Here is a 12,959-nt window from a genome sequence, read left to right as displayed (position 1 = left end):
CGCCCCGCCCTGTCCGCGTCGTCTCGCGGCCGGGCGGCGCAGCCAGCTCGTTGACCGTGGTCGCCGTTCAAGGGGGATCAACCGCCGTGCCGAACTCCGGATCGTCGACGCCTGCGTGGGCGGAGATCCGCTCCCGGCACCTGGTGTACGAGGACGAGGCGATCCTCGCCCTCGACAAGCCGCCCGGTATCTCGGTGATGGGGGAGCGGCACGACCTCGACCTCGTCCGCATCGCCGAGGCGGCCGGCGAGCGACTGTTCCCCGTGCATCGCATCGACAAGGCGACCTCGGGCCTGATCCTGTTCGCCCGCGAGCTGCGCTTCCACGGCGACCTCACCCGCCAGTTCGCCCGGCGCACCGCCGGCAAGCGCTACCTGGTCCTCACCCGCACCCGCGGCCTGCCCGTCGCCGGCACCATCGACCTGCCGCTCAGCGTCGGCCGCAAGAACCGCGTCCGCGTCGCCGCGAACCGCGCCGACATCGCCGCCGACCGTTCTTCCGATTCCGGGGAGGGATGCTGGTCGGTGCCGGCGGGCGCGGTGTTCGACCATGTGCCGGTGTACCCGTCGGTGACGACGTTCGTCCGGCTCTGGGAAGGCGGCGAGTTCACCCTGCTCGCCGCGACGCCGGTGACCGGCCGGCGCCACCAGATCCGGGTGCACCTGGCCTGGATCGGCCACCCGGTCGACGGCGACCCGCTGTTCGACCGCGCCGCAACGTCGCGCACCCTCCTGCACTCCTGGCGTCTGGCGATCTACGACATCGCCGGCGAGCGCCTGCGCCTCGAGGCCCCGCCAGGCCCCGGCTTCTGGACACCCGCCGCCGCCCTGATCCCCGCAGGCATCCCCGCCACTCTGCCGGACCTCGTCCCCTGGGATCCGCCCGCGTCGGACTGTGCCCCGGGAACGCCAGAAGACGGGCGCACGTCGTCGCTGCCGTCGTCGCCGCGCCCCGCTGCCGCGAGGCGGCGTCGATCGGGTGGACGAGGGCTGGGGCGCTGACGGCGTCGCGATCCCCGGGCGCCCGTTCGCCCGGATCGCCGGCGTCCCCGCGGCCACGGAGAGCCACCATCACCGCGGCCCTCCCCGCAGTCCCGCCGGCGGTCTCACGCACCGCGACCCGACACCGTACAAGCATGATCATCGACGGTGTGGGCGTCGACCAGAAGGGACGGTGTGGGCGTCGACCAGAAGGCCGAGGGCGGCGCGGAGGGGAAGAGCCTGCGGGGGACGGCGGTGCCGTGTCGCGAACTCGGGGCGTCGTGTCCGGTTTGCCCCCTACTTCGCGACACGGGCCGCTGTGACGTTGTCGGAACGCTGTCACGACACGCCGCGGCAGCGCGGCAACGCGGCATGAAGATCAGAACTCGAGGCGCCGCCTAGCCAGTGGGGCCGTAGGCGGCGGCGTTGAGGTCGCCGTAGACGCGGGCCAGGTCGGGGAGCTGGTAGTGGGCGTTGAGGCCGCTCGGGTTGGGCAGCAGCCAGATGCCGGCGGAGCCCAGGGTCTCGGGCTGGCGGCCGACCTTCGCGGCGCGGCGCCGGAAGCTGACGCGGTAGGCGGCCAGGCCCAGGAACGCGACCCAGCGCGGCGAGATCCGCTCGACCAGCTCGGTCAGCCGGGGGACACCGGCGCGCACCTCGTCGTCGTCGATTTCGTCGGCGCGGGCGGTGGAGCGCTGGACCAGGTTCGTGATGCTGATGCCGCGGCTGGTCAGCTCGCCGGTCTCGCTGGGGTGCAGGCGGCGGGGGGTGAAGCCGGCGAGGTGCAGGACGGGCCACAGCCGGTTGCTCGGCGTGCCGAAGTGGAAGCCGGTCGCCCCGGACTCCAGGGACGGGTTGATCCCGCAGAGCAGCACGACGGTGCGCGGCGCGAGGAGGTCGGGGACGGTGGTGCCGTAGGCGGCCTGCAGCTGTGCCCGGGAGGGCCTCGGCGGGAGGGCGGTGCCGGGACGTTTGGGCGGTGCCTGTTCGCCGACTGCGTCAAACATGTCCTCGAGGGCCTCCGTTGCCGGTATCGTGCTGTCTGGTACAGCGTGCCAGCGTCAGGGCGGCGGTGGTTCCCGGGGTCACCTGGGTTCCAGGGGGTCTGTGGCTCCCCGGCCTCCACTCTGCGGGCCGGAGCGGGGTGCTCGGGCCCGGAGGTTCGTGGTCGAGGTGTCGTCCGCGATCCCGCGGCTGCGCCCCGCTGCCCCGGTGAACGATGTCGCCGCCGGAGTCCGGCCGCCCCGCAGCGCGGGTAGTGATCGTCGGCTTCGGTGTAGGGCATCGGTTTCGGCGGCGCCGTCCGCCTGGTCGGGCCTGATCAGGCGTTGTCGGGCCGCCGCGGGGCTGGGGTTGTCTGCGCGGGAGGTCGGCCGATACCCCGTTCGACACGTGACGCGGCCGTGGAGTACTGTTGATGACCGTGGCCGGAGTCCGCGTGACTCTGGCGTGCGTCTCGCACTTCGATGTGGCGCCGTGGTGTCGGATCGGTTGACGAAAGGTCACCATCCAGCAGCCGTCGGCGACTGTCGGGCTCGGTTTCCGCGAAGCGGCCGGGCGGGCTGACGCGCTCTCCACCGTGGTGGATCTTCGTATCCGGAGATCTGACGGTCGAGATGGCGCGACACGCCCGACCGCGTGGGTCGGAGCAACCGGTCGCGGGTCACCGAGAGTGGCCCGGGTGCGGATCGCAAGCAATGCAGGTAGGCCGGCGTACCGGTCTGGTTGCCCAAGGCAGTACGACGAGGCGTCACAGGAACGGGAGCGGCGTTGCCCACGATCCAGCAGCTGGTCCGCAAGGGCCGGCAGGACAAGGTCGAGAAGACCAAGACCCCGGCACTCAAGGGGAGCCCTCAGCGTCGTGGTGTGTGCACCCGCGTCTACACGACCACCCCCAAGAAGCCGAACTCGGCGCTGCGCAAGGTGGCGCGAGTCCGGCTGAACAGCGGGATCGAGGTCACCGCCTACATCCCCGGTGTCGGCCACAACCTGCAGGAGCACTCGATCGTCCTCGTCCGTGGTGGTCGGGTGAAGGACCTCCCGGGCGTCCGCTACAAGATCGTCCGCGGCGCTCTCGACACGCAGGGCGTCCGTAACCGCAAGCAGGCTCGCAGCCGCTACGGCGCGAAGAAGGAGAAGGGCTGATGCCGCGCAAGGGGCCCGCGCCCAAGCACGCCGTCGTCGTCGACCCGGTGTACGGGTCGCCGCTGGTGACCGCGCTGGTGAACAAGGTGCTGATGAGCGGCAAGAAGTCCGTCGCGGAGCGCATCGTGTACGGCGCGCTGGAGGGCGCGAAGAACAAGACCGGCAACGACCCGGTCGTCACGCTCAAGCGGGCGCTCGACAACGTCAAGCCCACGCTGGAGGTGCGCAGCCGCCGCGTCGGTGGCGCCACCTACCAGGTCCCGGTGGAGGTCCGCGCCGGCCGCAGCACGACACTGGCGCTGCGCTGGCTCGTCGGCTACTCCCGGGCTCGCCGCGAGAAGACGATGACCGAGCGGCTGATGAACGAGCTCATCGACGCGAGCAACGGCCTCGGCGCGAGCGTGAAGCGCCGGGAGGACACCCACAAGATGGCGGAGTCCAACAAGGCCTTCGCCCACTACCGCTGGTAGCTCTCCATGGCATCTGACGATCGTTCCTTGCTGGCCAGGACCCGCAACATCGGGATCATGGCCCACATCGACGCGGGCAAGACCACCACCACCGAGCGCATCCTCTTCTACACCGGTGTGAACTACAAGATCGGTGAGGTCCACGAGGGCGGCGCCACGATGGACTGGATGGAGCAGGAGCAGGAGCGGGGGATCACCATCACCTCCGCGGCCACCACCTGTATCTGGCGCGACCACACCATCAACATCATCGACACGCCCGGCCACGTCGACTTCACGGTCGAGGTCGAGCGGTCGCTGCGCGTCCTCGACGGCGCCGTGGCGGTGTTCGACGCCGTCGCCGGCGTCGAACCGCAGAGCGAGACGGTCTGGAAGCAGGCCGACCGCTACGACGTGCCGCGCATCGCGTTCGTCAACAAGATGGACCGGGTCGGCGCGGAGTTCCACCGCTGCGTGGACATGATGGTCGACCGGCTCGACGCCACGCCTGCCGTCATCCAGCTCCCCTGGGGCGTGGAGTCGGACTTCCGCGGCGTCATCGACCTGATCCGGATGAAGGGCCTGCTCTGGCAGAGCGAGGACAAGGGCGCTTCCTACGAGGCGGTCGACATCCCGGGCGACCACGCCGAGGCCGCGCAGGAGTGGCGCGACAAGCTCATCGAGACCGTCGCCGAGAACGACGACGAGCTGATGGAGCTCTACCTCGAGGGCGAGGAGCCCTCGGAGGAGCAGCTCGTCGCCGCGCTGCGGCGGGGTACGCTGGCGAGCAAGATCAACCCGGTGCTGTGTGGCTCCGCGTTCAAGAACAAGGGCGTGCAGCCCATGCTCGACGCGGTCGTCAACTTCCTGCCGAACCCGCTCGACATCGGCGCCACCGTGGGTCATTCGGTGAGCGACGAGTCCACGGAGGTCCGGCGCGAGCCGACCGAGGACGAGCCGTTCTCCGCGCTCGCGTTCAAGATCATGAGCGACCCGTACGTCGGCAAGCTGACCTACATCCGGGTGTACTCGGGCAAGCTCACCGCGGGCTCGCCGGTCCTGAACTCGACGAAGGACCGCAAGGAGCGCATCGGCCGCATCCTGCAGATGCACGCCAACCACCGGGAGGACCGGGACGGCGTCGGTGCGGGTCAGATCGTCGCCGTGGTGGGCCTGAAGAACACCACCACCGGTGACACGCTCTGCGACCCGAACGCTCCGGTGATCCTGGAGTCGATGACGTTCCCGGCGCCGGTCATCCACGTCGCGATCGAGCCGAAGACCAAGGCCGACCAGCAGAAGCTGGGCACCGCGATCCAGCGGCTCGCCGAGGAGGACCCGACCTTCCAGGTCCGCACCGACGAGGAGACCGGTCAGACGATCATCGCGGGCATGGGCGAGCTGCACCTCGACGTGCTGGTCGACCGGATGCGACGCGAGTTCTCGGTCGAGGCGAACGTCGGCAAGCCGCAGGTGGCCTACCGCGAGACGATCCGCCGCAAGGTGGAGAAGGTCGACTACACCCACAAGAAGCAGACGGGTGGGTCGGGCCAGTACGCCCGGGTGATCATCAGCCTGGAGCCCTCCGGCGGCGACGGCGGTGGCTACGAGTTCCAGAACAAGGTCACCGGTGGCCGCATCCCCAAGGAGTACATCCCCTCGGTGGACGCCGGCTGCCAGGAGGCCATGGAGTTCGGCGTCCTCGCGGGCTACCCGCTGGTCGACGTCAAGGTGACCCTCCTGGACGGCCAGTTCCACGACGTGGACTCGTCCGAGCTCGCGTTCAAGATCGCCGGTTCGATGGCGTTCAAGGACGCGGCCCGCAAGGCGGACCCGGTGCTGCTGGAGCCGCTGATGGCCGTCGAGGTCACCACGCCCGAGGACCACATGGGCGACGTGATCGGCGACCTGAACTCGCGGCGCGGGCAGATCCAGGCCATGGAGGAGCGCGGCGGCTCCCGCATCGTGCGGGCGACCGTCCCCCTGTCGGAGATGTTCGGCTACGTCGGCGACCTGCGGTCGAAGACGTCCGGCCGGGCCAGCTACTCGATGCAGTTCGACTCCTACGCCGAGGTTCCCGGGAACGTCGCCAAGGAGATCATCGCCAAGGCGAGGGGGGAGTGACCGCGCCGTCGGCGTGATCACCACCCCAACCTGACTACACCAGCACGACACCACCCGTCCTTGGAGGGACACCCGTGGCGAAGCAGAAGTTCGAGCGGACGAAGCCGCACGTCAATATCGGCACCATCGGTCACATCGACCATGGCAAGACCACGCTGACCGCTGCGATCACCAAGGTCCTGCACGACGCGCACCCGGACCTCAACCCCTTCACGCCGTTCGACCAGATCGACAAGGCGCCGGAGGAGAAGGCCCGCGGCATCACGATCTCGATCGCGCACGTCGAGTACCAGACCGACGCCCGGCACTACGCGCACGTCGACTGCCCGGGTCACGCGGACTACATCAAGAACATGATCACCGGCGCCGCGCAGATGGACGGCGCGATCCTGGTGGTCTCCGCGACCGACGGCCCGATGCCGCAGACGAAGGAGCACGTGCTGCTCGCTCGTCAGGTCGGCGTGCCGTACATCGTCGTGGCGCTCAACAAGGCCGACATGGTCGACGACGAGGAGATCCTCGAGCTCGTCGAGCTCGAGGTCCGAGAGCTGCTGAACACCTACGAGTTCCCCGGCGACGACGTTCCGGTCATCCGCGTCTCCGCGCTCAAGGCGCTGGAGGGTGACAAGGAGTGGGGCGCCAAGCTGCTCGAGCTCATGGCGGCGGTCGACGAGTCGATCCCCGAGCCGCAGCGTGACATCGACCGGCCGTTCCTCATGCCGATCGAGGACGTCTTCACGATCACCGGTCGCGGCACGGTCGTCACCGGCCGCGTCGAGCGCGGAATCGTCAAGGTCAACGAGACCGTCGAGATCGTCGGTATCAAGCCGGAGACCACCTCGACCACCGTCACCGGTGTCGAGATGTTCCGCAAGCTGCTCGACGAGGGTCGCGCCGGTGACAACGTCGGCCTGCTCCTGCGCGGCATCAAGCGCGAGGACGTGGAGCGCGGCCAGGTCATCGTGAAGCCGAAGTCGATCACCCCGCACACGGTGTTCGAGGCTCGCGTCTACATCCTGAACAAGGACGAGGGCGGCCGCCACACCCCGTTCTTCAAGAACTACCGGCCGCAGTTCTACTTCCGCACCACCGACGTGACCGGCGTCGTGACCCTCCCCGAGGGCACCGAGATGGTCATGCCGGGCGACAACACCGAGATGACGGTCGAGCTCATCCAGCCGATCGCCATGGAGGAGGGTCTGCGCTTCGCCATCCGCGAGGGTGGCCGGACCGTCGGCGCGGGCCAGGTCACGAAGGTTCTCAAGTAGTACGTGCGGGCGGTGGGTCTGCGATCACGGACCCACCGCCCGCATTGCTGCCCGGGACGGCGATCGTCGCCCCGGGTGGCACCGGCTGCCGGTGGTCCCGGCCGCCGACGTGGCAGGCAATCCGGCTCCGACCGTCGATCCGTCGGCGGGGGACCGGCACGAGACAGCGGTGGAACCGGCAGATCCGCACCGCCGGCGGTGGACAGCGCGAAGGCGCGCGGTCCGCGGCGCGCGGATCTACGGGCGGTGACCCGGTAAGCGGTACCGGCCGGACGAGACAGACAGGACAGGCGAAGCCCACCATGGCGGCACAGAAGATCCGCATTCGGCTCAAGGCCTATGACCACGAGGTCATCGACAGCTCGGCGAGGAAGATCGTCGAGACGGTGACCCGGACGGGTGCGCAGGTCGCGGGACCGGTGCCGCTGCCGACGGAGAAGAACATCTACTGCGTCATCCGGTCGCCGCACAAGTACAAGGACAGCCGCGAGCACTTCGAGATGCGGACGCACAAGCGGCTGATCGACATCCTTGACCCGACGCCGAAGACGGTCGACTCGCTCATGCGCCTCGACCTCCCCGCCGGCGTCGACATCGAGATCAAGCTGTAAGAGGGGCCGGCGCAGTCATGCTCATCCGCAACTACAGAGGGCTCCTGGGCACCAAGCTCGGGATGACCCAGGTATGGGACGCGAACAACCGCGTCGTGCCGGTCACCGTCATCAAGGCCGGACCCAACGTCGTCACGCAGGTCAAGTCGCCCGACGCCGACGGCTACTCGGCCGTCCAGCTCGGCTACGGCGAGGTCGACCCGCGCCGGGTCAACAAGCCGGCCCGCGGGCACTTCGCCACCAGTGGGGTCACGCCGCGGCGCCACCTCGCCGAACTGCGCACCGCCGACGCGGGCAACTACCGCCCCGGCCAGCAGCTGACCGGCGAGGTGTTCGCGCCGGGTGTCGTCGTCGACATCACCGGCACCTCCAAGGGCAAGGGCTTCGCCGGTGTCATGAAGCGCCACGGCTTCAAGGGCCTGGGCGCCGGGCACGGCGTCGAGCGCAAGCACCGCTCGCCGGGTTCGGTCGGCGGCTGCGCCACCCCCGGCCGGGTCTTCAAGGGTCTGCGCATGGCCGGCCGCATGGGCCACGCCCGCACGACCACCCCCGGCCTGACCATCCACGCCGTCGACACCGAGCGTGGCTACCTGCTGGTGAAGGGCGCGGTGCCCGGCCCGGACGGCGGGCTCGTCTTCGTGCGCAGCGCGGCCAAGCGCCCGGCGCCCGAGAACTTCGCCCCGGCCGCGGCGACCGGCGCCGCTGAGGAGGTCTCGGCATGAGCCCGGCGGCGATCGCATCCGAGTCGGATGCCATCACCCGCACAGTCGAGGTGCACGGCGGGGACGGCGGCAGCGCCGAACTGCCCGCCGGCGTGTTCGACGTGCCGCTGAACGTCCCGCTGATTCACCAGGTCGTCGTCGCGCAGCTCGCGGCGGCCCGGCAGGGGACCCACGACACCAAGACCCGCGGCGAGGTTCGTGGCGGCGGCCGTAAGCCCTACCGCCAGAAGGGCACCGGCCGCGCCCGGCAGGGCTCGCTGCGCGCCCCGCAGTTCGCCGGCGGTGGCGTCGTGCACGGCCCGACGCCGCGCTCGTACGACCAGCGCACCCCGAAGAAGATGAAGGCCGCCGCGCTGCGCGGTGCCCTGTCCGACCGGGCGCGCAACAACCGGGTGCACGTAGTGAGCTCGCTGGTTTCCGGCGACGCGCCGTCGACGAAGGCCGCGGTCACGGCGCTGCGCGCGATCGCCGACACCCGCCGGGTGCTCGTGGTCGCCAGCCGCTCCGACGAACTGATCTGGCTGAGCCTGCGCAACGTCGCCGCGGTGCACCTGCTCGACCCGGGCCAGCTCAACACCTACGACGTCCTGGTCAGCGACGACGTCGTGTTCACCAAGGAGGCGCTGGCCGCGTTCGTCAACCGTGACAGCAAGCCGGCCCGCGGCAACCAGCCGAGCACCACCGGGGCGGAGGAGGACAAGTGATTCCCGACCCGCGTGACGTGATCCTGCGGCCGGTCGTCTCGGAGAAGAGCTACGGCCTGCTCGATGAGAACGTCTACACGTTCATCGTCCGCCCGGACGCGAACAAGACCCAGATCAAGCTCGCCGTCCAGCAGATCTTCAACGTGCGGGTCCTGCGGGTGAACACCATCAACCGGCAGGGCAAGCGCAAGCGCACCAAGCATGGCTGGGGCCACCGGGCCTCGACCAAGCGCGCGCTGGTGAGCCTCGCGCCCGGTGACACGATCGAGATCTTCGGAGGTCCCGGTGCCTGAGCGCGCGTGCCGCGCGACGACGGCGGCGGGCCAGGGACGGTAGGAAGCCATGGGTATTCGTAGATACAAGCCGACGACCCCGGGCCGTCGCGGCGCGAGCGTGGCCGACTTCGTCGAGATCACGCGGGACCACCCGGAGAAGTCGCTGGTCCGCCCGCTGCACTCCAAGGGCGGCCGCAACGTCCACGGCCGGATCACCACCCGCCACCAGGGCGGCGGCCACAAGCGCGCCTACCGGATCATCGACTTCCGTCGGGACAAGGACGGCGTGCCGGCCAAGGTCGCGCACATCGAGTACGACCCGAACCGCACCGCCCGGATCGCGCTGCTGCACTACGCCGACGGCGAGAAGCGCTACATCCTCGCCCCGGTCCGGCTCAAGCAGGGCGACCAGGTCAGCTCCGGCATCGGGGCGGACATCAAGCCCGGCAACGCGCTGCCGCTGCGCAACATCCCGACCGGTACCGTGATCCACGCCATCGAGCTGCGGCCCGGCGGCGGCGCGAAGATCGCTCGCAGCGCCGGCGCCAGTGTGCAGCTCGTCGCGAAGGACGGCCCCTACGCCCAGCTGCGGATGCCCTCGGGCGAGATCCGCAACGTCGACGTCCGCTGCCGCGCAACGGTCGGCGAGGTCGGCAACGCCGAGCAGAGCAACATCAACTGGGGTAAGGCCGGCCGGATGCGCTGGAAGGGCCGCCGGCCCACCGTGCGCGGTGTGGCGATGAACCCGGTCGACCACCCGCACGGTGGTGGTGAGGGCAAGACCTCCGGTGGTCGCCACCCGGTCAACCCGAAGGGCCGTCCCGAGGGCCGGACCCGGGCCCACAAGAAGTCGTCCGACGCGCTGATCGTGCGTCGTCGCAAGCAGAACAGGCGGCGGTAGTGACCTCACGACACCGGACCCACGCTCCCGTGAGCCACCCGTCGCACCGCGTCAACCAGATCTGAGCAGGAAGGAGGAGACACAGCCATGCCACGCAGTCTGAAGAAGGGCCCGTTCGTCGACGACCACCTGCTCAAGAAGGTGGACGTGCAGAACTCCAAGGGCACCAAGCACGTCATCAAGACCTGGTCGCGCCGCTCGACCGTGATCCCCGACATGTTGGGGCACACGATCGCCGTGCACGACGGCCGCAAGCACGTGCCGGTGTTCATCACCGAGGGCATGGTCGGGCACAAGCTCGGCGAGTTCGCCCCGACCCGGACCTTCCGCGGGCACGTCAAGGAGGACCGGAGGTCGCGCCGTGGCTGACGATCTCGTCGACGGCCTGACCCGGGCCGGCCTGCCCGGCGCCAAGGCCAGCGCGCGCTACGTTCATGTGTCGCCGACCAAGGCCCGCCGGGTCGTCGACCTGGTCCGCGGTCGTTCCGTCACCGAGGCCCTGGACATCCTCCGCTTCGCCCCGCAGTCCGCCAGCGACGACGTGTTCAAGGTCGTCGCCAGCGCCGCGGCGAACGCCGAGAACAACCACAACCTCGACCCCGCCACCCTGTGGGTCGGCGAGGTGTACGTGGACGAGGGGCCGACGCTCAAGCGCATCCGCCCCCGCGCCCAGGGACGGGCCTACCGGATCCGCAAGCGCACCAGCCACATCACCGTCGTGGTGGAGAGCCGGGAACCGGTCGCCGCGGCCGGCCGGGGCGCGAAGACGACTAGGAGGGCCCGGTAGTGGGACAGAAGGTCAACCCGCACGGGTTCCGGCTTGGCATCACGTCGGAGTTCACCTCCCGCTGGTACGCCGACAAGCAGTACAAGGCGTACGTCGGCGAGGACGTGAAGATCCGCAAGATGATGTCACGGGGCATGGAGCGGGCCGGGATCAGCCGGGTCGACATCGAGCGGACCCAGGGACGGCTGCGGGTGGACATCCACACCGCGCGCCCGGGCATCGTCATCGGCCGCCGCGGCGCGGAGGCCGACCGCATCCGCGGCGACCTGGAGAAGCTCACCGGCAAGCAGGTGCAGCTGAACATCCTCGAGGTCAAGAACCCCGAGGTCGACGCACAGCTCGTCGCCCAGGGCGTGGCCGAGCAGCTGTCCAGCCGGGTCAGCTTCCGGCGCGCCATGCGCAAGGCGATGCAGACCGCCATGAAGGGCGGCGCCAAGGGCATCCGGGTGCAGTGCTCCGGTCGCCTCGGCGGCGCCGAGATGAGCCGCTCGGAGTTCTACCGCGAGGGTCGGGTCCCGCTGCACACGCTGCGCGCGGACATCGACTACGGCTTCTACGAGGCCCGGACGAACTTCGGCCGGATCGGCGTCAAGGTCTGGATCTACAAGGGCGACATCGTGCAGAGCCGCGCCGAGCGTGAGGCGCAGGAGGCGCTGCAGCGTCAGTCCCGCCGGGACCGGCCGCGGCGCGGGCCGCGCTCGGGTTCGTCCGGCACCACCCAGGGCGGCACCGACGCCGGCCGCGCGGCGGCGCGCAGCGAGCGCCGGGGACGTGGCGGCGGTGGCGGCGGCAACGCGCCCGCCCCCGAGTCCACCTCGCCCGAGACGGCTCCGGCGGACACGGCTCCGGCCGAGACGGCTCCGGCCGAGACGGCTCCGGCCGAGGCCGCTCCGGTGGAGGCCACGGCGGCGCAGGCGCCCGCCTCGACCGCCCCGGAGTCGACCAGCGCGCCGACCGCGGGCACCGCGGAGAAGGCGGAGGAATAGATCATGCTGATTCCCCGGAAGGTCGCGCACCGCAAGCAGCACCACCCCAGGCGGACCGGCGCGGCCAAGGGTGGCACCAAGGTCACCTTCGGTGAGTACGGGATCCAGGCGCTGGAGTCCGCGTACGTGACGAACCGCCAGATCGAGTCGGCGCGTATCGCGATGACCCGCCACATCCGCCGTGGTGGCAAGGTGTGGATCAACATCTACCCGGACCGGCCGCTGACGAAGAAGCCGGCCGAGACCCGGATGGGTTCCGGTAAGGGCTCGCCCGAGTGGTGGATCGCGAACGTGAAGCCGGGCCGGGTCATGTTCGAGCTGTCCGGTGTCGCGGAGCCCGTGGCCCGGGAGGCGATGCGGCGCGCCATCCACAAGCTGCCGATGAAGTGCCGGTTCGTGGTTCGTGAAGGTGGTGCGTGATGGCTGTCGCTACCGCGGACGAGCTGCGGAGCCTGTCGGGCGACGAGCTCGTTGACAAGCTCCGGGAGGCCAAGGAGGAGCTGTTCAACCTCCGGTTCCAGGCGGCGACCGGGCAGCTGACCAACAACCGCCGGCTGCGGTCGGTGCGGCGCGACATCGCCAAGATCTACACGGTGATGCGCGAACGGGAGCTGGGAATCACCGGCGATCCGGCGCTGGTCGCCGGCACGGCGGACGATGACGCGACGCAGTCGGAACGGGCGTGAGGGCAGTGGCAGACGAGACGGCCTCGCAGCAGGCCAGTGAGCAGGACGGCGCCGCGGGCGCCGACCGCGGCTTCCGCAAGGTCCGTGAGGGCCTCGTGGTCAGCGACAAGATGACCAAGACCGTCGTGGTCGCCGTCGAGGACCGCGTGCAGCACCCGCTGTACGGCAAGACGATCCGCCGGACGAAGAAGATCAAGGCGCACGACGAGCACGGCACCACCGGTGTCGGTGACCGCGTGCTGCTGATGGAGACCCGGCCGCTGTCGGCCACCAAGCGGTGGCGTGTCGTGCAGGTGCTGGAGAAGGCGAAGTAGGTCCTCC

General features: G+C 70.1%; 17 protein-coding genes. 16 read left to right on the top strand and 1 reads right to left on the bottom strand.

What is annotated here, in order from left to right:
- The first annotated feature begins 86 nt into the window (after nucleotides 1–86).
- Nucleotides 87–1,001 (top strand): RluA family pseudouridine synthase, encoded by a 915-nt coding sequence (locus AC6EXY_RS13500; protein ID WP_499817611.1) that lies wholly within the window; start codon nucleotides 87–89, stop codon nucleotides 999–1,001.
- A 377-nt stretch (nucleotides 1,002–1,378) separates the two neighbouring features.
- Here AC6EXY_RS13500 and mug read toward each other — a convergent pair whose 3' ends face one another.
- Complete coding sequence (gene mug, locus AC6EXY_RS13495) at nucleotides 1,379–1,987, bottom strand: G/U mismatch-specific DNA glycosylase (protein WP_101832666.1); 609 nt, start codon at nucleotides 1,985–1,987, stop codon at nucleotides 1,379–1,381.
- 763 nt (nucleotides 1,988–2,750) lie between these two features.
- Here mug and rpsL point away from each other — a divergent pair.
- The 15 genes from rpsL (at nucleotide 2,751) to rpsQ (ending at nucleotide 12,952) form a co-directional block, all read left to right on the top strand.
- Entirely contained in the window at nucleotides 2,751–3,125 is a 375-nt protein-coding gene (gene rpsL, locus AC6EXY_RS13490) for a 30S ribosomal protein S12 (RefSeq protein WP_009740532.1), read from the top strand.
- Complete coding sequence (gene rpsG / locus AC6EXY_RS13485) at nucleotides 3,125–3,595, top strand: 30S ribosomal protein S7 (RefSeq protein ID WP_101832667.1); 471 nt, start codon at nucleotides 3,125–3,127, stop codon at nucleotides 3,593–3,595. Before rpsL ends, rpsG begins: the two co-directional genes overlap by 1 nt.
- A 6-nt stretch (nucleotides 3,596–3,601) precedes the next feature.
- Nucleotides 3,602–5,698 (top strand): elongation factor G, encoded by a 2,097-nt coding sequence (fusA, locus tag AC6EXY_RS13480; protein ID WP_101832668.1) that lies wholly within the window; start codon nucleotides 3,602–3,604, stop codon nucleotides 5,696–5,698.
- A 74-nt stretch (nucleotides 5,699–5,772) separates the two neighbouring features.
- On the top strand, nucleotides 5,773–6,966 hold the full coding sequence (gene tuf / locus AC6EXY_RS13475; protein ID WP_101832669.1) for an elongation factor Tu: 1,194 nt from the start codon (nucleotides 5,773–5,775) through the stop codon (nucleotides 6,964–6,966).
- 302 nt (nucleotides 6,967–7,268) lie between these two features.
- The gene (rpsJ, locus tag AC6EXY_RS13470) at nucleotides 7,269–7,577 is read left to right on the top strand and encodes a 30S ribosomal protein S10 (RefSeq protein WP_007514815.1); all 309 of its coding nucleotides are present in this window, start codon (nucleotides 7,269–7,271) and stop codon (nucleotides 7,575–7,577) included.
- 17 nt (nucleotides 7,578–7,594) lie between these two features.
- Nucleotides 7,595–8,299: a 50S ribosomal protein L3 gene (gene rplC, locus AC6EXY_RS13465; RefSeq protein ID WP_101832670.1), complete on the top strand. Its 705-nt coding sequence runs from the start codon at nucleotides 7,595–7,597 to the stop codon at nucleotides 8,297–8,299.
- The gene (gene rplD, locus AC6EXY_RS13460; protein WP_101832671.1) at nucleotides 8,296–9,003 is read left to right on the top strand and encodes a 50S ribosomal protein L4; all 708 of its coding nucleotides are present in this window, start codon (nucleotides 8,296–8,298) and stop codon (nucleotides 9,001–9,003) included. The genes rplC and rplD overlap by 4 nt, the downstream gene beginning before the upstream one ends.
- Nucleotides 9,000–9,296 (top strand): 50S ribosomal protein L23, encoded by a 297-nt coding sequence (gene rplW / locus AC6EXY_RS13455; RefSeq protein ID WP_101832672.1) that lies wholly within the window; start codon nucleotides 9,000–9,002, stop codon nucleotides 9,294–9,296. The genes rplD and rplW overlap by 4 nt, the downstream gene beginning before the upstream one ends.
- A 49-nt stretch (nucleotides 9,297–9,345) precedes the next feature.
- Nucleotides 9,346–10,179: a 50S ribosomal protein L2 gene (gene rplB, locus AC6EXY_RS13450; protein ID WP_101832673.1), complete on the top strand. Its 834-nt coding sequence runs from the start codon at nucleotides 9,346–9,348 to the stop codon at nucleotides 10,177–10,179.
- 87 nt (nucleotides 10,180–10,266) lie between these two features.
- The gene (gene rpsS, locus AC6EXY_RS13445) at nucleotides 10,267–10,548 is read left to right on the top strand and encodes a 30S ribosomal protein S19 (protein WP_009740524.1); all 282 of its coding nucleotides are present in this window, start codon (nucleotides 10,267–10,269) and stop codon (nucleotides 10,546–10,548) included.
- Nucleotides 10,541–10,966, top strand: a complete 426-nt coding sequence (rplV, locus tag AC6EXY_RS13440; RefSeq protein ID WP_101832674.1) for a 50S ribosomal protein L22 — start codon at nucleotides 10,541–10,543, stop codon at nucleotides 10,964–10,966. The genes rpsS and rplV overlap by 8 nt, the downstream gene beginning before the upstream one ends.
- Complete coding sequence (gene rpsC, locus AC6EXY_RS13435; protein WP_101832675.1) at nucleotides 10,966–11,952, top strand: 30S ribosomal protein S3; 987 nt, start codon at nucleotides 10,966–10,968, stop codon at nucleotides 11,950–11,952. Before rplV ends, rpsC begins: the two co-directional genes overlap by 1 nt.
- A 3-nt stretch (nucleotides 11,953–11,955) precedes the next feature.
- Nucleotides 11,956–12,372: a 50S ribosomal protein L16 gene (rplP, locus tag AC6EXY_RS13430; RefSeq protein WP_101832676.1), complete on the top strand. Its 417-nt coding sequence runs from the start codon at nucleotides 11,956–11,958 to the stop codon at nucleotides 12,370–12,372.
- Complete coding sequence (gene rpmC, locus AC6EXY_RS13425) at nucleotides 12,372–12,638, top strand: 50S ribosomal protein L29 (RefSeq protein WP_207770364.1); 267 nt, start codon at nucleotides 12,372–12,374, stop codon at nucleotides 12,636–12,638. Before rplP ends, rpmC begins: the two co-directional genes overlap by 1 nt.
- Nucleotides 12,639–12,643: 5 nt before the next feature.
- Complete coding sequence (gene rpsQ / locus AC6EXY_RS13420; RefSeq protein WP_207770365.1) at nucleotides 12,644–12,952, top strand: 30S ribosomal protein S17; 309 nt, start codon at nucleotides 12,644–12,646, stop codon at nucleotides 12,950–12,952.
- The last annotated feature ends 7 nt before the right edge of the window (nucleotides 12,953–12,959 follow it).

Source organism: Frankia sp. RB5 (assembly GCF_059816245.1).
The sequence above is the reverse complement of the archived record's forward strand: the minus strand, read 5'-3'. Positions and strand labels throughout refer to the sequence as shown.